Origin of the sequence: Pseudarthrobacter quantipunctorum (assembly GCF_045291495.1) — a bacterium.
Taxonomy (GTDB): domain Bacteria; phylum Actinomycetota; class Actinomycetes; order Actinomycetales; family Micrococcaceae; genus Arthrobacter; species Arthrobacter quantipunctorum.
Genome location: NZ_CP148033.1, coordinates 1,750,265 through 1,772,792, shown reverse-complemented (window position 1 = coordinate 1,772,792; position 22,528 = coordinate 1,750,265). Strand labels below are relative to the sequence as shown.

The 22,528-nt window shown below is 66.9% G+C and carries 23 protein-coding genes; 15 read left to right on the top strand and 8 right to left on the bottom strand.

From position 1 onward, the window contains the following. Positions 1 to 6: 6 nt before the first annotated feature. From ppsA to WHH00_RS08160, 5 genes are all read right to left on the bottom strand, one after another. Positions 7 to 2,421: a phosphoenolpyruvate synthase gene (gene ppsA, locus WHH00_RS08180; RefSeq protein WP_406637959.1), complete on the bottom strand. Its 2,415-nt coding sequence runs from the start codon at positions 2,419 to 2,421 to the stop codon at positions 7 to 9. A 113-nt stretch (positions 2,422 to 2,534) separates the two neighbouring features. Next, positions 2,535 to 5,087 (bottom strand): cation-translocating P-type ATPase, encoded by a 2,553-nt coding sequence (locus tag WHH00_RS08175; protein WP_406637957.1) that lies wholly within the window; start codon positions 5,085 to 5,087, stop codon positions 2,535 to 2,537. After that, the gene (locus WHH00_RS08170) at positions 5,084 to 5,548 is read right to left on the bottom strand and encodes a universal stress protein (RefSeq protein ID WP_406637955.1); all 465 of its coding nucleotides are present in this window, start codon (positions 5,546 to 5,548) and stop codon (positions 5,084 to 5,086) included. Before WHH00_RS08170 ends, WHH00_RS08175 begins: the two co-directional genes overlap by 4 nt. Positions 5,549 to 5,614: 66 nt before the next feature. Continuing rightward, positions 5,615 to 7,600, bottom strand: coding sequence for a heavy metal translocating P-type ATPase (locus WHH00_RS08165; protein ID WP_406637953.1), 1,986 nt, complete (start codon positions 7,598 to 7,600; stop codon positions 5,615 to 5,617). Next, positions 7,572 to 8,054, bottom strand: a complete 483-nt coding sequence (locus tag WHH00_RS08160) for a pyridoxamine 5'-phosphate oxidase family protein (RefSeq protein WP_406637951.1) — start codon at positions 8,052 to 8,054, stop codon at positions 7,572 to 7,574. The genes WHH00_RS08165 and WHH00_RS08160 overlap by 29 nt, the downstream gene beginning before the upstream one ends. 143 nt (positions 8,055 to 8,197) lie before the next feature. Between WHH00_RS08160 and WHH00_RS08155 the strand changes: the two genes are divergently transcribed. The 8 genes from WHH00_RS08155 (at position 8,198) to WHH00_RS08120 (ending at position 13,943) form a co-directional block, all read left to right on the top strand. After that, positions 8,198 to 8,668: a pyridoxamine 5'-phosphate oxidase family protein gene (locus tag WHH00_RS08155; protein ID WP_406637949.1), complete on the top strand. Its 471-nt coding sequence runs from the start codon at positions 8,198 to 8,200 to the stop codon at positions 8,666 to 8,668. A 14-nt stretch (positions 8,669 to 8,682) separates the two neighbouring features. Continuing rightward, positions 8,683 to 9,054 carry a DUF5655 domain-containing protein gene (locus WHH00_RS08150; protein WP_406637947.1) on the top strand — a complete coding sequence of 124 codons (372 nt, stop codon included), beginning with the start codon at positions 8,683 to 8,685 and terminating at the stop codon, positions 9,052 to 9,054. A 90-nt stretch (positions 9,055 to 9,144) separates the two neighbouring features. Continuing rightward, on the top strand, positions 9,145 to 9,615 hold the full coding sequence (locus tag WHH00_RS08145; protein WP_406637945.1) for a GyrI-like domain-containing protein: 471 nt from the start codon (positions 9,145 to 9,147) through the stop codon (positions 9,613 to 9,615). Next, positions 9,612 to 10,199 (top strand): flavodoxin domain-containing protein, encoded by a 588-nt coding sequence (locus WHH00_RS08140; protein WP_406637943.1) that lies wholly within the window; start codon positions 9,612 to 9,614, stop codon positions 10,197 to 10,199. The genes WHH00_RS08145 and WHH00_RS08140 overlap by 4 nt, the downstream gene beginning before the upstream one ends. 156 nt (positions 10,200 to 10,355) lie before the next feature. Next, positions 10,356 to 10,628, top strand: coding sequence for a YegP family protein (locus WHH00_RS08135; protein WP_406637941.1), 273 nt, complete (start codon positions 10,356 to 10,358; stop codon positions 10,626 to 10,628). Between the two features lie 15 nt (positions 10,629 to 10,643). Next, positions 10,644 to 11,606 carry an ABC transporter ATP-binding protein gene (locus WHH00_RS08130; RefSeq protein WP_406637939.1) on the top strand — a complete coding sequence of 321 codons (963 nt, stop codon included), beginning with the start codon at positions 10,644 to 10,646 and terminating at the stop codon, positions 11,604 to 11,606. 19 nt (positions 11,607 to 11,625) lie between these two features. After that, positions 11,626 to 12,780 (top strand): ABC transporter permease, encoded by a 1,155-nt coding sequence (locus WHH00_RS08125; protein ID WP_406637937.1) that lies wholly within the window; start codon positions 11,626 to 11,628, stop codon positions 12,778 to 12,780. After that, complete coding sequence (locus WHH00_RS08120; RefSeq protein ID WP_406637935.1) at positions 12,777 to 13,943, top strand: ABC transporter permease; 1,167 nt, start codon at positions 12,777 to 12,779, stop codon at positions 13,941 to 13,943. The genes WHH00_RS08125 and WHH00_RS08120 overlap by 4 nt, the downstream gene beginning before the upstream one ends. A 48-nt stretch (positions 13,944 to 13,991) precedes the next feature. On the opposite strand, the gene WHH00_RS08115 is transcribed toward WHH00_RS08120, so the two are convergent. Beyond that, positions 13,992 to 15,461 carry a DUF5129 domain-containing protein gene (locus WHH00_RS08115; protein ID WP_406637933.1) on the bottom strand — a complete coding sequence of 490 codons (1,470 nt, stop codon included), beginning with the start codon at positions 15,459 to 15,461 and terminating at the stop codon, positions 13,992 to 13,994. Positions 15,462 to 15,686: 225 nt separating this feature from the next. On the opposite strand from WHH00_RS08115, the gene WHH00_RS08110 reads away from it, so the two are divergent. The 6 genes from WHH00_RS08110 (at position 15,687) to WHH00_RS08085 (ending at position 19,971) form a co-directional block, all read left to right on the top strand. After that, entirely contained in the window at positions 15,687 to 16,559 is an 873-nt protein-coding gene (locus tag WHH00_RS08110; protein ID WP_406637931.1) for a universal stress protein, read from the top strand. Between the two features lie 41 nt (positions 16,560 to 16,600). Further along, on the top strand, positions 16,601 to 17,038 hold the full coding sequence (locus WHH00_RS08105) for a VOC family protein (protein ID WP_406637929.1): 438 nt from the start codon (positions 16,601 to 16,603) through the stop codon (positions 17,036 to 17,038). Between the two features lie 127 nt (positions 17,039 to 17,165). Then, positions 17,166 to 18,221 (top strand): zinc-dependent alcohol dehydrogenase family protein, encoded by a 1,056-nt coding sequence (locus WHH00_RS08100; protein ID WP_406637927.1) that lies wholly within the window; start codon positions 17,166 to 17,168, stop codon positions 18,219 to 18,221. 84 nt (positions 18,222 to 18,305) lie between these two features. After that, on the top strand, positions 18,306 to 18,836 hold the full coding sequence (locus tag WHH00_RS08095; protein ID WP_231454057.1) for a hypothetical protein: 531 nt from the start codon (positions 18,306 to 18,308) through the stop codon (positions 18,834 to 18,836). Next, positions 18,833 to 19,027 (top strand): hypothetical protein, encoded by a 195-nt coding sequence (locus WHH00_RS08090; protein WP_188729425.1) that lies wholly within the window; start codon positions 18,833 to 18,835, stop codon positions 19,025 to 19,027. The genes WHH00_RS08095 and WHH00_RS08090 overlap by 4 nt, the downstream gene beginning before the upstream one ends. A 56-nt stretch (positions 19,028 to 19,083) precedes the next feature. Further along, positions 19,084 to 19,971: a restriction endonuclease gene (locus WHH00_RS08085; RefSeq protein ID WP_406637925.1), complete on the top strand. Its 888-nt coding sequence runs from the start codon at positions 19,084 to 19,086 to the stop codon at positions 19,969 to 19,971. Here WHH00_RS08085 and WHH00_RS08080 read toward each other — a convergent pair. Both WHH00_RS08080 and WHH00_RS08075 read right to left on the bottom strand, forming a co-directional pair. Further along, positions 19,968 to 20,690 carry a Pr6Pr family membrane protein gene (locus tag WHH00_RS08080; RefSeq protein ID WP_406637923.1) on the bottom strand — a complete coding sequence of 241 codons (723 nt, stop codon included), beginning with the start codon at positions 20,688 to 20,690 and terminating at the stop codon, positions 19,968 to 19,970. The two genes, WHH00_RS08085 and WHH00_RS08080, sit on opposite strands and share 4 nt — an antisense overlap. Before the next feature lie 54 nt (positions 20,691 to 20,744). Next, on the bottom strand, positions 20,745 to 21,248 hold the full coding sequence (locus tag WHH00_RS08075; protein ID WP_406637921.1) for a hypothetical protein: 504 nt from the start codon (positions 21,246 to 21,248) through the stop codon (positions 20,745 to 20,747). 238 nt (positions 21,249 to 21,486) lie between these two features. On the opposite strand from WHH00_RS08075, the gene WHH00_RS08070 reads away from it, so the two are divergent. Then, on the top strand, positions 21,487 to 22,509 hold the full coding sequence (locus WHH00_RS08070) for a LacI family DNA-binding transcriptional regulator (RefSeq protein ID WP_231454061.1): 1,023 nt from the start codon (positions 21,487 to 21,489) through the stop codon (positions 22,507 to 22,509). Positions 22,510 to 22,528: the final 19 nt, after the last annotated feature.

Sequence of the window (22,528 nt, the reverse complement as noted above, 5' to 3'; positions counted from 1 at the left end):
GTGCCGTTAGGCCCCTCTGCCCAGCTGCTGCTCGGCCGCGGCAATGACTGGGACGGTCTTCACGTAGGTGTCAGGGTTCAGCGAAATCGAATCTATGCCGCGGCCAACCAGGAACTCGGCAAGATCTGGGTGGTTGCTTGGCCCCTGCCCGCAGATTCCAATCTTGATGCCTGCTGCGTGCGCCTTGTCGATCGCCTGGGCAATCATGGCACTGACGGCAGGATCCCTTTCATCGAACAGCCCGGCAAGCTGCTCGGAGTCGCGGTCCACGCCCAGGACCAGTTGGGTGAGATCGTTGGAGCCGATGGAGAACCCGTCGAAGCGCTCGGCGAACTGCTCGGCAAGCACCACGTTCGAGGGTATTTCACACATCATGTACAGCTGCAGCCCGGCACTGCCCCTCACCAGCCCCTGCCCGGCCATCGCTTCGATGACCAGGTCCGCTTCCCGGACGGTCCGGCAGAACGGGATCATAACGATGATGTTGGAAAAGCCAATCTCTTCGCGTACCCGTTTGAGGGCTTTGCATTCGAGGGCGAAGCCTTCGCGGTAGTGGTCGCTGTAGTAGCGGGAGGCTCCGCGGAAGCCCAGCATGGGGTTCTCTTCCGGGCGTTCGAAGAACCCGCCACCGATCAGGTGGCTGTACTCGTTGCTCTTGAAGTCGCTGAGCCGCACGATCACCGGTTTGGGGTGGAACGGCGCCGCTATCTTGGCGATCCCGGTGGCCAGCACGTCAACAAAGTACTCCGTGGGATCGCTGTAGCCGCTGGTGAGCCTCCGGATGAGCGCGGCTTCCTCCGGATCCGTCACTCTTTCAGGGTGCACCAGGGCCATGGGATGGATGCGGATGAGGTTGTTGATGATGAATTCCATCCGTGCCAGGCCAACGCCCGCCGCCGGCAGACGCCACCACTTGAAGGCGGCGGCAGGGCTGCCGATGTTGACCATCACGTCGGTCCGGGTGGCGGGAAGGGCCTCCAGGTCCACCTCTTCCACGGTGAACTCCAGCATCCCTTCGTAGACGCGGCCTTCCTCGCCTTCGGCGCAGGACAGGGTGATGGGGGCACCGTCAGTGACGGCTTCGGTCGCGTTCCGGGTTCCGACGACGGCGGGCACGCCGAGTTCCCGGCTGACGATCGCTGCGTGGCTGGTAGGGCCGCCGTGGTCAGTGACGATGCCGGCGGCCCGCTTCATGACCGGGACCCAGTCCGGGTCCGTCATCCTGGTCACCAGCACTGAACCGTCCACGAACGATTCGATGTCCTTTGCATCCCGGATGACGCAGGCCTGCCCGCTGGCGATGGAATCGCCAATGGCCGCCCCCGCGGTCAGCAGCCGGCCCTGCTGTTGGAGGTGGTACGTCCTGAAGGACGTGCTGCTGCGCTGGGCCTGCACTGTCTCCGGCCTGGCCTGCACCATGAACAGCTCGCCCGTTAGGCCGTCTTTGGCCCACTCCATGTCCATGGGCCGCCCGTAATGGTCTTCAACGGCCTTGGCCCAGCGTGCCAGCAGGACCACTTCCTGGTCGGACAGCACCAGGGAACCCTGCTCCCGTTGGGTGGTTTCCACCATTTGGGTGCGCGCGTTGCCCCCGTGGCTGTAGACCATTTTCCGTTCTTTCGCGCCCAGTTCCCTCTCGATCACGGGACTGAAGCGCTCGTCGGAGAGCAGCGGCTTGAAAACCTGGTACTTGTCCGGGTTGATGGTCCCCTGGACAACGGTCTCACCGAGGCCCCACGCTGCGCTGATGAGCACGGCCTGCGGAAACCCGGACTCGGTGTCGATGGAGAACATGACCCCTGCAGCGCCGAGGTCCGAACGGACCATGCGCTGGACGCCCACGGACAGGGCGACGTCGAGGTGGTCGTAGCCCTTCATTTCGCGGTAGCTGATGGCGCGGTCGGTGAACAGCGAGGCGTAGCAGTTCCGGCACGCATCGAGGACGGCGCGCCCGCCGGCCACGTTGAGGAATGTCTCCTGCTGGCCGGCGAAACTTGCATCCGGCAGGTCCTCGGCCGTGGCGCTGCTGCGGACTGCAACCGACACCTCGTGCTGGCCTGCCCGCTTGGAAAGGAGCCGGTAGCGCTCCTGGATCGCCTCGCCGATGCTGTCCGGGAACGTTGCCGACAAAAACAGCTCGCGGATGGCTGCTCCGGCCTGGCGCAGGGTTGCGCGTCCGGCCCGGTACTCCTCGATGTACGTCCTGATCCGCGGCTCCAGGAAGTTCGATGCCAGGAAATCGCGGTAGGCGCCGGCGGTGGTGGCAAACCCGTCGGGGATCCTCACACCGGCGGACTGCAGGGAGCGGCTCAGCTCGCCCAGCGATGCGTTTTTTCCTCCCACGGAGGCGATGTCCCCGATCCCGGTGTCCTCGAACCATTTGACGTGAACATCGGCCGGGGACGTTGCGGGAGCAGTCATGCCTTGATTCTGGGCCGTGCCCCGGAGGCAATGCAGAGTCTTTGGTCCCGAGCACCGGTCCGGCCCGGCTGCAAGCACAGGCAAGACCACCGGCAGGGGTTCCTGCGTGCTGCTCAGCGGGCGCCGCGGCCCCTGAATCCCTTGTAGGCCCAGTCGGCGGCCAGGACCGCCGGTACGGCCAGGGCGGCCAGGAGCAGCCCGGCCATCGGCGGCGGGGCCTGGCCCAGCAGGGCGGCGAGCGGCGGTACGTACAGGCAGGCTGCAAGCACGGCCAGTTCAGCCAGGACGGCCCACGCCAGGAGCTTGTTCGAGCCCCACCCCAGCCTCCACGGCGGCACGGTGGCACTCCGGCAGGCGTAGGCGTTGGCCAGCTGGCCCAGTACCACCGCAGTGAAGGCCGCCCCGGACGCGGCCATGAGAAGCCCGGGTTCGGGCGGTTCGCCCCGGGTCCAGCCGCCGCCAAAGAGCACCACGGAAAAAGCGGACATTTCAACCAGGGCCTCCACCGGGCCCAGCACGCAAAAGACCCGCACCATCAGCTGCCGGTCCATCAGGTGCCGCCGCTCCGGCGGCCGGGACAGCACCCGCTTGCCGGGCGGCTCGGCGCCCAGGGCCAGGGCAGGCAGCAGGTCCGTACCGATGTCCAGGGCAAGGATCTGCAGGACCCCCAGGGCCAGCGGGAACTGGCCGCCCGAGAGGGCCCAGACCACAAAAGGGGTCAGCTCCGCCACGTTGTCGGTGAGGTGGTAGGTCAGGAACCGGTGGATGTTCGAGTAGGTGGCCCGGCCCTGCTCGATGGCTGCCACGATCGTCGCGAAATGATCGTCAAGGAGCACCAGGTCGGCGGCTTCCCGCGCAACGTCGGTCCCGCTCAGGCCCATTGCCACCCCGATGTCGGCCTCACGGAGGGCCGGGCCGTCATTGACGCCGTCGCCCGTCATGGCCACCACATGGCCGCGGGACTGCAGGGCCTTGGCAACCCGGAGCTTCTGCTCCGGGGAAACCCGGCTCACCACTACCCCGTCCCGGTCCAGGAGTGCCCCCAGCAGTTGTTCGTCGTCGGGGAGGTCCGAGCCCTCCAGGATGAACTCCGGCGCCCCCATCAGCCCGATTTCGCGGGCAATGGCCGCTGCGGTCGCAGGATGGTCGCCGGTGATCATGGCCAGTTTGAGCCCTGCCGTGCGGGCAGTCCGGATGACGTCGGCCACGTCCGGCCGCGGCGGATCGTGGAGCCCGATCAGTCCCAGCAGCTCCATGCCGCGTTCGATGTCCCCGGGAGGGCGGGATTCCCAGGCTTCGGACGGCCCATCGAGCCGCCTGCGCGCCACGGCGATGACACGGAGTCCGCGGGAGGCCATGAGCTGGACCTGGCCTGCAACCTGGCCGTCGGTGTCGCTGCACAGCGGAAGTACGGCCTCCGGTGCGCCCTTGCAGAAGAGGTCGTGCCCCACGATCGCCGACTCCCGCCGTCGTGAAGGATCAAAGGCGAACCGGCGCGAAGGCGCCGTCCGGATCTCCGCCGCCCCGCCCAAACGCCGCGCCAGTACGTCGATTGCGGCTTCCATGGGGTCGCCCAGTGCCCGCCACTGCCCGTCATGCAGTTCGGCCCGGCCCTGCGAGGCGGCGAGCGCCGCGAGAGCCGTTTCCGCGGCCTTCTCCTGCCCGTCTCCCTGGGCAGCGCCCTCCGGGTTGTACCCCTCGCCCACGATGCTGACCGAACCACTGGAGGTGAAAACCTCGACGGCGTTCATCCGGTTCTGCGTGAGCGTTCCTGTCTTGTCGGTGCAGATGAAGGTGGTGGAGCCGAGGGTTTCCACCGCCTCAAGGTTGCGGACCAGTGCGTTGCGGGAGGCCATGCGCTGCGCTCCCATCGCCAGCGACAGCGTCACGGTGGGGAGCAGGCCTTCCGGGACAAGCGCGACGGCAACGCCGATGGCGAACAGGAAGGAATTTCGCCATTCGATCCCCACCAGCAGGGAGACCAGGAAAAACAGGGCGGCGATTGCCAGGGCAAGGGATGCCACCACCCGGACTATCCGGCGCAGTTCCAGGGACAGCGGGGTGGGCGGCGGAACTGCGCCGCTGGTGAGCGCGGAAATCCCCGCCAGGCGGGTCCCGCCACCGGTGGCGTTTACAGTGGCTTCGGCGTCGCCGTTGACCAGGAACGTTCCGCCCCAGGCGGAGTCACCGGCCGTTTTGGGCACCGGGTCGCTTTCGCCGGTCAGCATCGACTCGTCCACGGCGCACGCTTGTGCCGTAACAAGGATGACGTCTGCGGGGATGCGGTCGCCTGCCGTCAGGAGCACGGCGTCGTTGACCACCAGCTCACTGGCGTGGACTTTGCGGACGCGCCCGTCACGCCGCACCATGACGTCTGCCGGCAGCAGCCCGCGCAACCTGGCCGCGGCGTGCTGGGCCCGTTCCTGCTGGATGTGGGCAAAGATCCCGTTGACAAGGACGACGACGATGATCGCCACGCCCAGCTGCGGCAGGTCCGCGAGGAAGGCCAGGGCTGCCGCGCACCACAGCATGAGGGCGAAGAAGTGTGTCAGCTCCCCCCAGAGTTTCCGCCACTGCGATATGGACTTCTCGGCAGGGAGGACGTTGGGCCCTGCCTTCTCCAGGAGTTCCGCAGCCTGGCCGGAGGTCAGGCCCGCCGTTGTCATGGCACGTCGTCCGCCTCCTGGCCCACCAGGAGCACCGGGCACACGGAGTGTGCCGCGCACGCCTTGCTGACCGAGCCCATGGATGTGCCGAGGAATCCTCCCTCGCCGTGCCGCCCGACTACCAGCAGCTGCGCCCGCCGGCTCTCGTCCACGAGGACTTTTCCAGGCGGCCCGAACCTGACCGTGACGTCGATGTTCTGCGGACGCTCACCGGTGAATGCCCGCCCCAGGGCTTCCTCCACCAGGCGGGCGGCGGTTTCCTCCAGCCGCGCGGTCAAGGGGTGCTCACCGCTTTCGAGGTGCGCCACCACCAGGTAATCGGGCATGCCGATGCAGGTAATGACCTCCAGCCGCGCACCAAGGCGGGCAGCGAGGGATCCGGCGTACCGCAGGGCGGCGGAGGAATACTCGGAACCGTCAACGCCCACAATCACAGGCTTGGACACTGTTTCTGCGTTCATACCAACCACCTTCGCCACTCCCGGCGGACGGCGGAAGGGCCGAAGGTCATGCCGGTGCCTTCCGGCTCAGCCCCGGCCCGTGGGTTTCCCCCGCCGGACCGGGCGCAGCGCCCTCAGACCGTTAAGGATCGTGGCAAGGTCCACGAGTTCCTGCAGGAGGGCGCCAGTGACCGCTGGAATGTAACCTGTCATAGCCACGGCCATCAGGCCGATGCTCAGGCCTATTCCTGTCCAGATGCTCACCAGGGCCACCGCCACGGTGCGCTTGCCGATTTCGACCGCCACGGCCACCCTGGACAGATCGTCGAGCATGATCACAACATCCGCCGACTCGCTCGCGGCGGTGGCGCCTTTTGCCCCCATGGCGATGCCCACGTCCGCGGCGGCCAGGACGGGGGCGTCATTGACGCCGTCGCCCACCATGATGACAGGCCGTTCCTTCACGGCTGCCACGGCATTCACCTTGTCCTCCGGCAGGCAGTCTGCCCGGACATGCCGGATGCCCGCTTCCTCGGCGATGTGGGCCGCAGTCCCATGGGCATCGCCGGTCAGCAGCATAGTGTGCCGGACTCCCAGCCGGTGCAGCCGGGCCAGGGTGTCACCGGCATCGCCGCGCAGCGGGTCCTTCATGATCAGGGCTCCGGCGTATCTGCCGTTGACGGCCACGTAGATGGCCAGCTGGCCGCTGTGGAGGGCAGCTTCCAGGAAGCCCTCCGACGCGTTCCGGACCAGCCCGGCCTTGCCCACCACCACGGTGTCCCCGCCGCAGACGGCTTCCACGCCCTGGGTGGCATGTTCCGTGGCCCGGGTGACGGGCAGGAGCTCAAGGTTGCCCTGGGCAGCGGCTTCGATGACCGAGGCCGCCAGGACGTGCGAGGAGTACTGCTCGGCTGAGGCGGCGAGCTGCAGGATCCGCTCCGCGCGCATCGCGGCACCGGCGGCTGGTCCCTGGTCCTGTGCAACCTGGACCGTGTCCAGGACGGGCCGCCCTGAGGTCAGCGTTCCGGTCTTGTCAAAGACGGCTGTCCTGGCTTTGGCCAGCTGCTCCAGGGTCCCGGTGTTCTTGATGATGATGCCCCGGTGGGCTGCCTGGCTGGTGCCGGCGAGGAACGCCACCGGCGCCGCGATCAGGAGCGGGCAGGGGGTTGCCACCACCAGGACCTGGGCGATGCGCACAGGATCCCCTGAAAGGGCCCAGGCCGTTCCGGCCATGAGGATCGCCAGCGCGGTAAAGGGGACGGCGTACCGGTCCGCCAGGCGGACCACCGGGGCCCGGCTGGACGCCGCTTCCTCCACCAGGGCGATGATGCGGCTGTACTGTGAATCCCTGGCCGTGGCGGCCGCCCGCATCCTGATGGCCGTCTCGCCGTTGACGGAGCCGCTGAGCAGGAGTTCCCCCCGGGTCCGTTCAACGGGCAGGCTCTCCCCCGTCAACGAGGATTCATCCATGCTTGCGGCGTCGGACAGGAGCTCACCGTCAACCGGGACCAGCTCGGAGGGGCGCACCACCAGCACGTCGCCGGGAACCACCTCGCCCACGGGTGTTTCTTCCAGGACTGATCCGGCGGCTTCCCGGTGGGCGAAGCGGGGCGCCCTTGCCAGCAGGGACTCCAGTTCGCGTGCTGCCCGTCCCTGGGCGAAGGTTTCGAGCGCTTCCCCGCCGGAGAGCATGAGGATCACCACGAGGGCAGCGAGGTACTCGCCCACCCAGACGGTGCTGGCAATGGCCATCAGCGCCAGGACGTCGATGCCCCAGCGGCCCTCGCGGAGCGAGCGGAACATCGCTGCGGCACGGATGACGGCGACGACGGCGGCATAGGCGGACGCGCCGAGCCTGGCGGGCTGTTCCAGTCCGGACTGCAGCAGCATTCCGGTGACGGCGAGCACCAGGCACGTCAGCGCCACCAGGGGGTACTGACGGATCAGCGCCGAGGCCCGGCCCGGGAGCGACTGGCCGGGCTCCTCCTCGGGGCTGGCCGCCTGCGGCGGTACGGGGGTGCCGGGCGGGGCGGCCGGCTTTCCCTCAGGCAAGGCCCGCCCGCGCCGGATCATCCAGGTGGCTCCACCAGGTCAGGGGGGAGGTCACGGTGAACCGCCTGCCGCTTACCGTCGTCGGAACAATCCGCACAAAGTGGTCCTTGTGGCCTGCCTGCCAGGGAAAGAGGGTGAGGCCAACGCCAGTCATCAGCTCCGGTGAGGGCTCCAGGACCTCGGCATGGCCCTTCACGTGGACGCTCCATGCGGTCCGTTTGTCCTGGTCAGTGCCGTCGGCTTCGAGTGCGACGGCGGTGGGCCGGGCCGCGGCGTGAAACTTCGTCCCTTCTCCGGTGCGGAAGACCACCGACCCGTGATCCACCTTGTAGTTCACGGGGAAGATTTCCGGATGGCCGTCCACCAGAACGGCCAGGTGGCCGACCGACACCCCGCGCAGGAGGTCCCAGCAGGCATTCGCATCCAGGACTTCCACTGCGGATGAGGCTTCCCGGCCCGGTCTGTTGTTGCGCATACAGCTGAAAGTACTGCTGGCCGGCCGGAACCGCTAGGGCATTTAGGCCCGGGCCGGCCACTGGCGAAGGGGTGGGGTCAGGCCGGCAGGACAAAGGTCTTTGGGCCCTGTCAGGGATGTGGCCCGCGCCTTAGGATCTGGGCATGACCGACAAGAAAATCGCTCCTGAAGCAGAAATCCTCGACTCCGACGAGTGCTGGAGACTGCTGGAACAAACGAGTATTGGACGGCTTGGCGTCGTCGTCGACGGACAGCCCGACGTGTTCCCGGTGAGTTTCAAGCGTGACGGCGAGGGCCTGGTCTTCCGGACGGGCAGCGGAACAAAGCTGCAGGCTATTGAGGCGAACTCAATGGTCGCCCTGGAAGCGGACAGCGTGAGTGCCGAATTCGGCCTGGCCTGGAGTGTTGTGGTCAAGGGTACGGCTGTCGAGGATGACGCCGCCTCACCCGTCCTGAATGAGACACGGCGGGGGCTTTTTCCCTGGCAGGGCGTTGGGCAGGACCACCTCATCCGGATCATTCCGCAGTCGGTGACGGGCCGGAGGTTCGCGCTGACAGCCACCGGCACCTGGCAGACCCCGTTGAACGAAGCCACCCGCGCAGGCCTCGAGTAGCCACAGCCGTCCCGGTGGAAGGCGCCGAGCCCTGGACTGTTGACCGTTTTTTTGAAGGTTCCGGCGCTGCCCGTGCCATCTACGGGGCGGCGGAACGCATGGCGTCCGGCATGGGCCCCATGACCGTCCGCGTGTCAAAGAGCCAGGTTTCGTTCCGCCGCCGGCGGGGCTTTGCGTTCGTTTGGCGGCCGGGCATGTACATCAAGTCAGGTGTTCCTGTTGTGCTGTCGCTGGCGCTTCCCCACGCGATCCCCTCGCCCCGGTTCAAGGAAACAGCGCACCCTGCCCCGGGGATCTGGATGCATCACCTTGAGCTTTTGGACAGCAGCCAGCTGGACGGCGAGGTGGAGCAATGGATGCGCCAGGCCTATGAGGCTGCCGGCTGAATCCCGCCGTCCGAACCGGCCTGCGGGACGGCACGGTTTAGAGTCCTAAGGCCCTGTCAGGCCCGGTGCCGGCAGGCGCAGGCTGGAGCCATGAGTGACTCCGGCCCGCACCCCAGGAAAGTCCATCTCGCTAAGCAGCCGGTCGCCGTCGTCCGTGAACGGGTCCGGATGGACGCGCTGACGGAGTTCTTTGGTCGGGCCTTCGGGACCGTGATGGCAGAAGCGCAGAAGCAGGGCGCGGCCCCTGCCGGGCCTCCCTTTGCGCTGTACCGCGGCATCCCCGGTGAGACCGTTGACGTGGAAGCCGGCTTTCCCATGGCCGGCAGCTTCAGGGATGCTGATGGAGTGGCCGCCGGAACCCTGCCGGAAACTGATGCCCTCGAAGCCCTGCACATCGGCCCTTACGACACCCTGGAAAACACGTACAACGCGGTCCTCGGGCAGATGCAGGCGGAAGGCCTCACACCGGCGGACATCATGTGGGAGTACTACCTGAGCGACCCCGAAACGGAGCCCGACCCCGAAAAGTGGCAGACGCGGGTCATCTGGCCCTTCGTGTGAATGCCCTGACCCCAGGAGATCCTGTAAGAATCCTCGTTGCCTATGCAACCCGCCATGGTGCGACGGCCGGCATCGCCGAACGCATCGCCTCCCGCCTTGCCGCGGACGGTATCCCGGCCGAGGCCCACCCGGTAGCAGACGTGGACGACGTGGGCTTGTACGACGCCGTGGTGCTTGGCGGCGCCGCCTACATGGGGCATTGGTTGAAGGACGCCACATCATTCGCCAAGCGGCACCAGTGGGAGCTGCAGGCCCGGAAAGTCTGGCTCTTCAGCAGCGGCCCGCTCGGAAACGACGTTGTGGATCAAGACGGCGGGGATGTCCTGCACAGTGCGCGGCCCAAGGAATTCGCGGAACTGCAGGCGCTGCTCCAGCCCAGGGGTGAAGAAGTGTTTTTCGGGTCGTGGAACCCGGAGTCTCCTCCCATCGGCATCGGCGAGCGCCTGGTCCGGCTCGCTCCGGCGGCCAAGGACGCATTGCCGGCAGGTGACCTCCGTGATTGGGATGCCATCGACGCCTGGACGGACCGCATAGCAGCCGACGTAAAAACGGGCAGCGGACCAGGGCCTGCCCAGGCGGACTGAATGGGTACAACTAGCTCCCGCCGTTGTCCCCCTGGCCCGCCGGCACGGTAGGCCCGGGCAGACACCCATAACGGGACCTTGGCCCCTAATGGATTGGCCCGTCCTCTGGCACGGTGGACGGAGGCCGGATGCACAACCATCGAGGAGAGCACATTTATGGCGGGAACGTTCGAGCTGTTTGCCGATGAGGATTCGCGGATCAGGTTCAGGCTTGTTGCGCCGGATGGAACCGTGCTGGCGGTGTCCGGACAGTACCGGGACAAGGACCAGGCTGCCGCCGCCATCAAGGATGTCCGCGAGTGCGCCGGCACGGGCTTGATCCGTGACCTCGCTCCTGCGCCCGGCCCGGCGAAGGCCAGGGCTTCCAGGCGCCCGCACCAGGTCCGACCTTTCATGCCAAACAAGGAAAAGTCGCTCGGTGCCGCGTAGAAGTCCGTGGAGCCCGTGACGGCTGACGTCCAGACGCACCGTGCCCAGGTCCTGGGCGTCAAAGGCCTGGTCAAGCGCTATGGCGCCCACACCGTCGTCGACGACGTCTCCTTCCACATCGGGGCCGGTGAAACGTACGGGCTGCTGGGCCCCAACGGCGCGGGCAAGACCACCATCATTTCCATGGTGGCCGGGCTGATTCCGGCAGCCTCGGGTTCCATCGAGCTGGCAGGCTCGGCGATGACGCCGGGGAGTACGCGGGTCAAGGGGCACATTGGCCTGGTCCCGCAGGAACTTGCCATCTACCCGGACCTGACGGCGAAGGAAAACCTTCGGTTCTTCGGCCGGCTCCAGGGCCTTCACGGCCAGGAGCTGAAGCGCCGGACCGGGGAGGTCCTGGACCTCATCGGTCTTGCGGACCGGGCGGGCGAGCAGACCAAGAAGTTCTCCGGCGGGATGAAACGCCGGCTCAATATCGGCATCGGGCTGCTGCACCGGCCAACCCTGCTGATCCTGGATGAACCAACCGTGGGGGTGGACCCCCAGTCCCGGAACTCCATTCTGGAATCGGTTGAAGGGCTCGCAACGGAGGGGATGGCCGTCCTCTACACCACCCATTACATGGAAGAAGCGGAACGGCTGTGCGACCGGATCGCCATCATCGACGAAGGACGGATCCAGGCAGAGGGCACCAGGAGCGAACTGGTGGAGCTGACCGGCGGAGTTGACCGCATCGACCTGCACGGCAGCGGAAATACCGGTGCCGCTGCCACGGCACTGCGGCGGCTTGCAGGGGTGCAGCACGTCGACGGCGGTGCGGCGGGTTTGACGCTGACGGTGCACAACGGCCCCGGCCTTCTCGCCCCCATTGTCGCTGAGGCGGGCGGAGCCGGCATGGCGCTGACGTCCGTGGAGATCGTCCGGCCGGACCTTGAATCCGTCTTCCTGCACCTGACCGGCAAAGCACTGCGGGACTGACGTGCGCGGACTCTGGACAATGGTCGCCAACGACCTCCGGCAGCGTATCCGCGACAAGTCCGTCCTGATCTTCTCCCTCCTTGTTCCCTTGGCACTCATGGGAGTCCTGAATCTGTCATTCGGCGGCTTCGACAGCGGGAGCGCCACCCTGAAGCCCGCCGTCGTCATTGCAAACTCGGAAGACAGCGGGCCGCTTGGCAGCGCACTACTGGAAGCGGTGGACTCGCTGCCCACCATGGACGTGACCGTCCGACGGGCCGCGGCCGGAGACGTCAGGCAGGAAACAAAGGACACGGGGGCCGACCTGGGCATTATCCTGCCGGCGGACTTCACGACGGCCCTGTCCACCGGACGGGCGTTCTCGGTCCAGATCATCGAAGGGGATGCGGCGGGCCTGGAAACCGGTGTCCTGGTCTCCGTGGTGGACGGGCTCCTGCAGCAGTTCTCGGCGGGCACCGTGACAGCCACGGCCGGGGAAATCGCCGGACTCCCCCACGGGGTCCTCGGCGGGCTTGCACAGCAGGCCGCAGCAGGCACGCCCGCCCTGACTTTGTCAGAAGGCCAGGCGTCGGCTGAGCAGCTCTCACTCAAGGGAACGCTCGTGGCAGGCCAGACCGGGCTCTTCCTGCTCTTCACGGTCGGGTTCGGGGTACTGGGGCTGCTGGCCGAGCGGGAGGAGGGCACGCTCGCCAGGCTGCAGTCAACCCCGGTGGCCGCCGGGACAATCATCTCGGCCAAAGCCCTGGTGGGATTCATCCTCGGCGTGGCGGCAACAACCGTCCTGCTCACTGCGGGCAGTGTGCTGTTCGGCGTCTCGTTCGGCTCACCGGCGGTGGTGGCGCTCCTGGTCCTGGCTGTGGCCGCGGCCGGCACGAGCCTGACGTTCATCGTGGCCCGCCTTGTCCGCAGCGCCGAACAGGCCAACATTGCCCAGTCCATCGTTGCCATGCTCCTGGGAATCGCCGGCGGCGCGTTCTTCCCCGTCGAAGCCTCGGGCTTCCTGGCCACGCTCATGGACCTCAACCCCATCGCGGCCTTCATTCGCGGCCTGGGCATCACCGCGGGAGGAGGCGGAGTGCCGGACATCGCCACCCCCCTCGCCATCATGCTGGGCTTCGCCGCCGTGGCCACCCTGGCGTCCCGGCTGCTTCCGGACAGGGGTGTCCGGGCATGAGGAGCATCCTCGGAATAGCCGTGGTGGAGGTCCGGCTCTTCCTGCGGGACAGGTCCAACATTTTCTTTGTTTTTGTTTTCCCCCTCCTGCTGATCCTGCTGCTGGGCTCGCAGTTCGGCGCCAACAGCGCCCAGCCACGCGTGGCACTGTCCGGCGCGCCGGGGACGGAGCTTGCGGAAGCCCTGTCCGGGCAGCTGGAAGAGGACGGCCTTGAGGTGTCCCCAGCCGGAGCCGCATCAGCACGGGACCAGCTGAGCCGCGGAAGGACCGACGTCGGGATCTTCATCAGCGACGACGACGCCGCGGCCTTCGCAGCCGGCCGGCCGGCGGACATCGAAGTGGTGACAGCTTCGCAGTCAGCCGCGCAGGCTGTGCTCCAGGAGGTGCGCGCCTCCATCCAGGCCGTCAGCACGGAACGGCGGCAACAGTCCCTGCTCGAATCAGCAGGAGTGGGCTCGCCGGAGGCGGCTGCGGCGCTGAAGCAGGCGAAGGAATCGGTGCAACAGCCCCGGGTGGAGCTGGTGGACACCAACGACGTCACGCAGGTCTTCCAGGGACTGGGCCGGTTCGACCTTGGGGCCACCCAGCAGCTTCTCCTGTTCGTCTTCCTGAGTTCCCTCACCGGTGCCGCCACCCTGATCAAGGCCCGGCGGCTGGGGGTCATAGCCCGCGTCATGGCGGCGCCCGTTTCAAGCTGGCAGGCGCTCGCGGGCCAGGCGCTGGGCCGGTTCGGCATCGCGGCGGTCCAGGGCGGGTACATCATGGCTGGAACGGCGCTGCTGTTCGGCGTCGACTGGGGGGATCCCCTGCTGGCGGGGTTGGTTCTGGCATTCTTCTGCGCAGTCTCGGCCGCGGCAGCAATGGTGGTTGGCGCGCTGATGGATAACGACGCCGCCGCGGCCGGTGTGGGGGTGGGCCTGGGCTTGGTGCTGGCAGGGTTGGGCGGTTCCATGGTGCCGGCGGAATTCTTCTCCGAGGCGCTGCAGGCAGTGTCCCGGGCGACGCCGCACCGCTGGGCGTATGACGCTTTTGCGGAGATCCAGCGGCATGACGGCACCCTGGTGGACATCCTTCCGCAGCTAGGCGTCCTGGCCGCCATGGCACTGGCGCTGCTGGCGCTGGGGTCATTCCTGCTGCGCCGGAGCCTCAGCCGGGCGCTGTAGTTGCAGTTTGACCGGCCCTGCCCGCCACTCCTGCCGCCGGGCCGGGATTTAGAAACTGGATGAGCTGCCGGAACCGGAGAAGCTCCCGCCGCTGCTTCCATATCCGGTGGTGCTGCCGCCTCCGCCCCGGGCGGAACTGACGCTGCTGACTCCCGTGTTCAGCCCGGAATTGAAGGTGGCCACGGAAAAGAAATGGTAGGACGGGTATACGGTGCCCAGGATGCTGGGCTCGTAGCTGCGCCGGCGCTTGTGGTTGAGTCCGTCCTGGGCTGCCTCCATCTCCTTGCGCATCAGCTGCGCTTCGCGTTCGTTCTTCGCGAATCCCCCAATGACTGTCTGGGCATGGTTTTCCAGGAGCACGGCGAGCCTGGACCGGGCATCGTAGAGGCGGTCGAGCGCCTTTTCCGGACTGATTTTTTCCTCGGCGAGCTCCGCCGTCCACCGTTCGATTTCACGCAGGCTCTGGTCGCGGAAGGACCGCAGCGCCGCCGCCGTTGCCGAATCCCCCTGCCCGTGGCGCTTGGTGAGGAGTTGCTCCAGGCCCGCGAGGTCCTTGCGGAAGGGGGCGAGCTGACGGTCCCACGCGGTAGGCCACGTGCCGGCCTTGTTGAGGAGGGCGTTGGTGTCGGCGATGACATCGTCCAGCGCGTCGAGCTCGGATGCCGCATCCGCGTACTCCCGGGCGAGCTTCAGGTGCCTGCGGCGGCCCAGGTCCCGGCTGGACAGCGCATGCACCCTGTTTGAGAGCTGGCTGGCGGTGTTGTACCGGTTCAGGAAAGTGCGGTGCTTCTCCAGGACGTGGCCTCCGTACCGCGACGATTCCGGAATGGTGCCCGCGTTCAGTTCTGTCACCTCAAGGTCCATGCTGACGTTGGCGTAGCTTTGGTCACCGCGCTCGATCTCCTTCCGGCTGGAGGACCTGGTCACGGCCCGCACGATGAGCCAGGCGGCGGCGCCCAGTGCCGCTGTTCCTGCCGTCACCCAGGCCGTGACCAGGAAAGCGGCGGACCGGTACCACGGCTGGTTGATGAGCCCGGCGGCGCGGCGTACCCCGGCGATGGTTCCGTCCGTCCACTGCGCGTCACGGAGGAGATCCTTGGCCGCGTCCTGGATGTCGTTCCGCTGCTCCAGGGACACTTTGCGGTCCTCGCCCATGTACGTTCCAACGTGGCGGCCCACCGGATCAAGGGCGAAGATGAAGAGCCCGTCGGCCCACTTCTGCCCGTCGGCGCTGATCCATTCCGGGTGCTCGCTCCGGGCATACCTCAGGACCTCTTCATTGAGGTTATCCTCGGCGCTGCCGTTGTAGGTGTAGACGGCAACCCGCGTGGGCGCGTAGAAGTCAATGCCCTCCAGGGCCGGAACCAGCTTGTTCCGGTCCAGGACGCCGGCAGTGTCCTCCACCCATACAGAAACCGGCGGATCAGCGAAGGCAACGGCTGCTCCGCCCGGCAGCAGCGCTGCCAGGACCAGCAGCACGCCCACAAGCCTGTGCACTGCTGTGTTTATCTGCGCCACCCGGCTGCTCCCCTGCGCGCGGCCTGGCCCTCGAACCGGCCCGGCGTGATGTTTTCCTGCCACGCAGCCATGCGGTGCTCCTCAATCCTCAGCACGTGTTGCTTCCCGCTGCTGTGTGGTGCTCTGCTTGGATCAGCGGTTACACAGGAACCCCCGCCATCATCATGGAGCCTCAGGAGAAACCACCACAGGGCCGAAGGTCCCCCGACCAGGAGCGCAGGAGCTATGCAGGATTCGAAATCTATCGTTGCCGGCTATGACGGTTCGGCTGAAGCTGCAGCGGCCATCCAGTGGGCGGCGGAACAGGCGCGCCTGCGCAGCCGCCCCCTACTTGTGGTGCACTGCTCCATCTGGCCGCTGCTGACCAGGAACCTGGGCCCGGTTCCGGGAGTTGCGGACAGCGGGCTGGAGCGGGCAGCGCAGGAAATTCTTGAGGAGGGCATCAGCCGTGCCCAAGCGGCGGCACCCGGGCTGAAGGTTGAAGGCACCCTGCTGCACGGACTGCCGGCGTCGTACCTCGCCGAAATTTCTTCCGGCGAGGAGATGATCGTCGTCGGCAGCCGGGGTTTGGGCGGGTTCCTGGGCCTGCTGGTGGGATCCGTGAGCCTGGAACTGGCGGCCACCGCAGCATGTCCGGTAGCCGTGATCAGGCCTGATCTTCACCCTGGCGGGCCCGTCGTCGTCGCGGTGGACGGACTGGGGTCCCCCACCGCGCTGGAAGACGCCTGTGAACTCGCCTCGGCCTGGGAGACGGGCCTCACCCTCGTCCATGTCCGCCACACGCCGCCGGGATACGGGCACCGGGAAATGCCCGACGCCGACGCTGCCGCCGGGGAGGTCCTCAGTTCTGCCCTGGGCCGTGCCCGCACCCTGGCCCCAGCGGTTCCCGTCGAGGGAAAGGTGCTCACTGACACATCGGTGGCCCATGCCATCCTCAGGGCCTCGGAAGGTGCACGGATCCTGGTTGTGGGAACCAAGGGCCAGGGGTTCCTCCGGGAGACAATAGGTTCCACAGCCCACGCTGTGCTGCACCATGCCCGCGGTCCGGTCCTCATCTCCCGCCGCGGCACGGCCGCCCGTATCAGGGGAGAACAATAAGGCCACTGGAGCTAATGGTTCCGCCTTGGTAGCTTCAACGCATGGCCATCAAATTCGAGAACGTCGGTATCGCCGTTCGGGACCTCGAAGCAACCATCGCCTTCTTTACCGACCTCGGGCTCACGGTCGTCGGCCGCGATACGGTCAGCGGCGAATGGACGGATACTGCCGTTGGACTGGATGGCAACCACGCCAGGATTGCGATGCTCCAGACCCCGGACGGCCATGGTCAACTTGAGCTCTTCGAGTACATCCACCCGGAAGCGAACGAGACGGGCCCAACCCGCCCCAACGACATCGGCATGCACCGCGTGGCCTTCTCGGTGGACAACCTGGACACAGCCCTTGAGATAGCGGCGAAGCACGGATGCCATCCTCTACGCGGTGTGGCGACCTACGGCGACGCCTATAAGCTCACGTACCTCCGCGGTCCCAGCGGGATCCTTGTGATGCTCGCCGAGAAACTGCAGGAAGGCTGACACCCGCGGGCGGCACAATCCCGGCCCCGGGACCTAGGACCCTTACCGATCCTGGGCCCCTCCTCCATCCTTGAGGTTGACGCAGCATCCAGGAACAACCGGATCGGGCCACCAGCAAGGAGCAGCCATGAAAGCCATTGTCTACGGCGGGCCCGGGAAGAAATCCTGGACCGAGGTGCCGGACCCGTCGATCATCAATCCCAGCGATGCGATCGTCAAGGTGGACACCACCACCATCTGCGGAACGGACCTGCACATCCTCAAAGGCGATGTGCCGGCAGTGCAGGAGGGACGGATCCTGGGCCACGAGGGCGTGGGAACCATCACGGAAGTGGGGTCCTCCGTGACCACCCTGAAACCAGGCGACAGGGTCATCATTTCCTGCATCAAATCCTGCGGCCACTGCGCCAACTGCAAGACCGGGCTCTATTCCCATTGCCTGGGGGACGAAGGCGCATCGGGAATCGGCTGGGTCTTCGGCCACCTCATCGACGGCACCCAGGCCGAGTATGTCCGTGTCCCCTACGCGGAGAACTCCCTTCACCTCCTCCCGGAGGGAGTCACCGACGAACAGGCGGTCATGCTCTCGGACATCCTCCCCACCGGCTTCGAAATCGGCGTCCAGTACGGCCGCGTCAAGCCCGGGGACACGGTGGCGGTGGTGGGAGCCGGCCCGGTGGGACTGGCTGCGATTGCAACGGCGGGGCTCTACGGGGCGGCCACCATCATCGCCATAGACCTTGACCGGAACCGCCTGGAGCAATCCCGCGCGTTCGGGGCCACCCACGTTGTGCTGTCCGGTGATTCCGACTGGAAGGAGCAGGTGCTGTCCCGGACGGACGGGCAGGGCGTGGACGTTGCCATTGAGGCCGTGGGCATTCCGGCTACCTTTGGCATGTGCACCGAGATCGTCCGGCCCGGTGGCACGGTTGCCAACGTTGGCGTGCACGGCAAACCGGTGGAACTGCACCTGGAGAACCTCTGGATCCAGAACATCAACATCAGCATGGGACTGGTTAACGCCAACACCACGCCGATGCTCCTGAAACTCGTTGCGCAGAATAAGCTGCCCGCAGAAAAGTTCGCCACCCACCATTTCCGCTTTGAGCAGTTCATGGACGCGTACGACACCTTCGCCCGGGCCGCCGAGACCAACGCACTGAAGGTCGTCATCACCGCCTGACGGGCGCTTCCTGACGTGCGCTTCCTGATGGGCACGGCGCGGGCGTCCCCGGCTGGCAGCCAGACTGAGGCCTATGCTGGTCCAGTGACCGCTGCCCCCTCCCCAAGCCCGCTCGACGTCGTCGTCCATTCCGGACCGGCTGACTGGTGGGTCATCCTTGCCGGGCTCGGTCCCCTGGCCGTCCTCATCGCTGCCCTGCTGGCGTTCTACATCAACTGGCGAACGCTCAAGCAGCGCACTGCTGCCGATGCCACTGCGCTGGAGCAGAAGCGGGAAGCGGACGCCCATGCCCTGCTGCAAAAAACCGAGGCGGACAGCCGCGCGGAATGGTGGCGCCGGACGCAGTGGGCCCTGGACCGGGCACTGGACCAGGACGAAGGGACAAAGGCCCTGGGACTGGCAACCCTGGAGGTCCTGGCGCGCAGCGAACTGGCCCGCAACGAAGAGCTTGAGTTGTTCGACATAGCCTGGAAGAGCGTGTGGGGCGATGAGAACGCGGACGACGACGGGCAGGGCACCGGGGCGGACCAGGAGACGGCGTTCGTGGACGCCGGTGGCAACTTAGGCGAGAATGGAACCACGGGTGAAGACAATACCAAGGAGGTTGGACCATGAGCGCGGCATCGTCTGAACACCGGTTCGTCCATACTCCGCGGAGCGCCGCCGCCAAGCCGGCCCCGAAGAAAGCCACCCCCGCCGAGCATCGGGTCCAGGTGGCTGCTGCCAGGCTGCGCGTCACGCTCGACCAGCGGCTCGGCCGCGAAACCCCCGCCAGGACCAAGGCGCTGGCCAAGGAACCCATCTAGGTTCCGTTCTGCAGGCTGTTAAGGCCAACGCACGTCTGTGCTGGATTGGGTGAGTAGTGGCTGCAGTAATTCTTGGATGGAACCCCACCGGACCCGCACGCTGGGACTACCGTGCCGCCGTCGACCTCCTGGCGGAGTCCGGAAGGTATCTGCAGCGCTGGAGCGGTGACCAGCCACTCAACGTCACCGCAGGAACTGAAGCCTGGCTGTTCGTCCAGGGAAGCAGCGACGCCGGCACCGGGCTGATCGGCCATGGGGTGGCCATGTCCGAGCCGTACCAGACGCTGCCCGGAGACAGCCCCGCAGAGTGGCACGTCAGCATCCTGTTCGACGCGCTGCTCCCCCTCGGTGAGCAGGTTCGCCAGGATGCCCTCCGCGCAGCAGCCCCCGGGATTCCCTGGGGTGCGGCGATGAACCGCCCAGGCGTTGCCGTTCCTGGCCATGCGGAGCCGGGCCTTCGCCGTTTGTGGCGGGACCTCGGGCCTGCGGCGACCGGTTTTCCGCATGTTGTTTCGGGGACCTGCCCGCCGGAGACTGTCAGCACGCTCGACGTGAACCGCTATGAGCGGAACCCTGACGCCCGCCGGGTGTGCCTGGCGTTCCATGGCACCTCCTGCGCTGCCTGCGGGTTTTCCTTCGAGGCCTTTTATGGCGACGCCGGCTCCGGGTCGATTGATGTACACCACGTGGTGCCGCCGGAGCTGCTTGGGAGCGGGTACCAGCTGGATCCTGTTGCCGACCTCGTGCCGCTGTGCCCCAACTGCCACTCCCTGGCACACTGCAGTGCCGGCCCGCCGCGCACCGTGTCTGAGCTCCGGCACATCATTTCCGCCTCCGGCCACCTGAGGGGCCAGGTGGTCAGCGACCTTGCCCTCCAAGCCCAGGACGATGCGCGGAGGATTCTTGAAGGACCGCCGGTTCACCGGCAGGAGCCCCGGGGTTAGGTTGCCGGGCGTTCGCGCCGCAGGCGTCCACGGGCGAGAGCGGCGCGCGCGTTGCCGGCAAGATGAACCAGGGACGCGATCACCAGGAAGGCAACCAGGACCCGTGCTACGGACGCCAGGGCAGCACGCCAGCCGCCCTCAAGCGTGGGATCCAGGAAGTCGTAGACGTACCAGCCGTCCACGGAACCCCGCACCCAGGAAAAAATGAGGAAGGCCACCGGGTAGGCAAGCCACGCCAGGGGCCGCCACCAAGGACCGCGCACCGTCCTCGTGACCAGGAGCCAATCGAGGAGAACATACAGCGGAGCCAGGCGGTGGTGGGCCATCTGCGGCCAGTACAGGTCCCAGCTCCACCAGGGTTCACCCGGGGGCGCCACGAGGACAATGTAGATGAGTCCCGTCATCACCAGGTACAGGACAAACGCGCCGAAGAGGTGGTCCCACCAACGCGGAAGCCTGGCCGCCGGCCACGCCGCCGATGCGATCAGCAGGAGCCCGAGGCCGAGGTTCGCCTGGACGGTGAATTCCGAATACAGCTGAAAGATGTCGACGTCGTTGCCCGGCAGGGTTGCATCGTAGGTCTTCTGCACGAGGGCAGCGAGCACGAACCCGCCTACCAGCGGCCGGACCACCCTGACCCACGGGCTGTCCGGGTGCAGGGCCCTGCCCGGGTCACGGTGATACGCCTCCAGGGGAACCAACTTGCGTGGGCTGCTCATCCGCAAAGTGTTGCACGCCAGGTACGTCCCTGCGCAGGGCACAAAGACCGTCTGTCAGCGGCGTTCAACTGCTTTAGCCGTCATGTCCCGCATTCCGCTGTAGGCCGTGGCGGCCCCCGCCAGGAATATGAGGACGGCAAGGTAGACCGGGCCGAGGTGTCCCAGTGTTGCCAGGCCCCACGGGTAGTGCGCCGGGAGGGACACCGCGAGGCTGACGGCCGTGACGGTGACGGTTGCGGCGAAGGCCCACCGTTCCCCCCGCCGCACCCCGAACCAGGACAACGCTGCGATAGCCAGCCCGGTGGCAGCGATGAAGCCGCTGAGCGCAATGTGCAGGTGGCTGATGTAGTGGGACAGCTGGGGGCTGAACGCCTGGACCTCCGCCCTGCCCTTGTCCACCTGTTCGGGGCCGATGCCCAGCTCCAGGAAGGCGCCCGAGAAGTTGAGTGCCAGGAAGACTGCGGCGTACCCCACGAAGGCCAGCCCGGCGAGTGCCATCAGGGCGGCTCCGGCCCGGAGCCGTGACTGCTTTGCGGAAGTAGTTTGGATGGCCGGCACGGCCGCCACCCCCTCTCTGATCCACGTCCTTCTTTGATGAGAGTCCCCTGTTCCACGCCTGTCAAGGGGAGTTTTCCGGGAAGAGGCGGGCTGGCTTACCCCGGGGAAATAGGCCTTTAGTCCCCGTCTGCGCGAAGTAACCGGCAGCGGAATCCGCCCCAAAGCTTGACGGCTGCAAAACGTTTTGCATATAGTGATGCAAGCAACATACAAAACGTTTTGCAAAGGAACGAAGTCAATGGCGACAAAGGTAAACATCCGGGACGTGGCGAAAGCCGCAGGCGTCTCCGTGACCACTGTGTCGCACGCCCTGAGTGAAGCGCACAGCTCCCGGGTCAACGCCCGGACCGTGGAGCATATCAAGGCCGTGGCCGGCGATCTCGGCTACGCCCCGAACCGGCTGGCAAGCGGGCTGCGCAACCAGCGCTCCCAGATCCTTGGCCTTGTCAGCGACGAAATCACCACCACCCCTTTTGCCGGTGCCATGATCCAGGGGGCGCAGGACGCCGCCTCCGAACACGGGCACCTGCTGATGGTGGTCAACTCCGGCCTGGACAACGAACTCGAGCGCCAGGAGATCCGGGCACTGCAGCAGCACCAGGTGGACGGCATCATCTTCGCGCGCATGTTCAACCAGCAGGTATCCGTCCCGGAGGAGCTCCGGGCAGTGCCCACCATCGTGCTGGATGCCACCTCGGACAACCCCGGGCTGTCCTCCGTGGTGCCGGACGAGTTCGGCGCCGGCGACTCCGCCGCCGAGCTGCTGGTCGCGGCGGGGCACCGCAGGATCGCCATGATCAACAACGAGGACGATATTCCGGCCGCCCACGGGCGGCTCGCAGGCTTCCGGGCAGGCCTGGACCGCCACGGGCTCCGGCTGCCCGCGGAGTTCCTGGTTGCGGGCCATCCCAGCACAGCGGGCGGGCGGGAAGCGGCGCTGGACCTGCTGTCAAGGACGGAGCGTCCCACCGCGCTGTTCTGCTTCAACGACCAGATGGCCATGGGCGCGTACCAGGCCGCCGGCCACCTCGGCCTTCGCGTCCCGGACGATATTTCCGTGGTCGGCGTGGACAACCTTGAACTCATCGCCGATGGGCTCTGGCCGGGCCTGTCCACCATGGCACTCCCCCACTACGAGATGGGCCGGTGGGCTGTCCTGAAGCTCCTCAACGAACTCGAAAACCCCGAAGCGCCCCGGACCCACGAAAAAATCCCCTGCCCTCTGGTTGAGCGGCAGTCCGTCGCTCCGCCCAAGGGCTGACCGGCAGCCGGCCCAGCTA

Bases quoted from the DNA above. Each gene is read 5' to 3' on its own strand.
- ppsA (WP_406637959.1), bottom strand. From the start codon at position 2,421: ATGACTGCTCCCGCAACGTCCCCGGCCGATGTTCACGTCAAATGGTTC.
- WHH00_RS08175 (WP_406637957.1), bottom strand. From the start codon at position 5,087: ATGACAACGGCGGGCCTGACCTCCGGCCAGGCTGCGGAACTCCTGGAG.
- WHH00_RS08170 (WP_406637955.1), bottom strand. From the start codon at position 5,548: ATGAACGCAGAAACAGTGTCCAAGCCTGTGATTGTGGGCGTTGACGGT.
- WHH00_RS08165 (WP_406637953.1), bottom strand. From the start codon at position 7,600: ATGATCCGGCGCGGGCGGGCCTTGCCTGAGGGAAAGCCGGCCGCCCCG.
- WHH00_RS08160 (WP_406637951.1), bottom strand. From the start codon at position 8,054: ATGCGCAACAACAGACCGGGCCGGGAAGCCTCATCCGCAGTGGAAGTC.
- WHH00_RS08155 (WP_406637949.1), top strand. From the start codon at position 8,198: ATGACCGACAAGAAAATCGCTCCTGAAGCAGAAATCCTCGACTCCGAC.
- WHH00_RS08145 (WP_406637945.1), top strand. From the start codon at position 9,145: ATGAGTGACTCCGGCCCGCACCCCAGGAAAGTCCATCTCGCTAAGCAG.
- WHH00_RS08135 (WP_406637941.1), top strand. From the start codon at position 10,356: ATGGCGGGAACGTTCGAGCTGTTTGCCGATGAGGATTCGCGGATCAGG.
- WHH00_RS08125 (WP_406637937.1), top strand. From the start codon at position 11,626: ATGGTCGCCAACGACCTCCGGCAGCGTATCCGCGACAAGTCCGTCCTG.
- WHH00_RS08120 (WP_406637935.1), top strand. From the start codon at position 12,777: ATGAGGAGCATCCTCGGAATAGCCGTGGTGGAGGTCCGGCTCTTCCTG.
- WHH00_RS08110 (WP_406637931.1), top strand. From the start codon at position 15,687: ATGCAGGATTCGAAATCTATCGTTGCCGGCTATGACGGTTCGGCTGAA.
- WHH00_RS08105 (WP_406637929.1), top strand. From the start codon at position 16,601: ATGGCCATCAAATTCGAGAACGTCGGTATCGCCGTTCGGGACCTCGAA.
- WHH00_RS08100 (WP_406637927.1), top strand. From the start codon at position 17,166: ATGAAAGCCATTGTCTACGGCGGGCCCGGGAAGAAATCCTGGACCGAG.
- WHH00_RS08090 (WP_188729425.1), top strand. From the start codon at position 18,833: ATGAGCGCGGCATCGTCTGAACACCGGTTCGTCCATACTCCGCGGAGC.
- WHH00_RS08080 (WP_406637923.1), bottom strand. From the start codon at position 20,690: ATGAGCAGCCCACGCAAGTTGGTTCCCCTGGAGGCGTATCACCGTGAC.
- WHH00_RS08070 (WP_231454061.1), top strand. From the start codon at position 21,487: ATGGCGACAAAGGTAAACATCCGGGACGTGGCGAAAGCCGCAGGCGTC.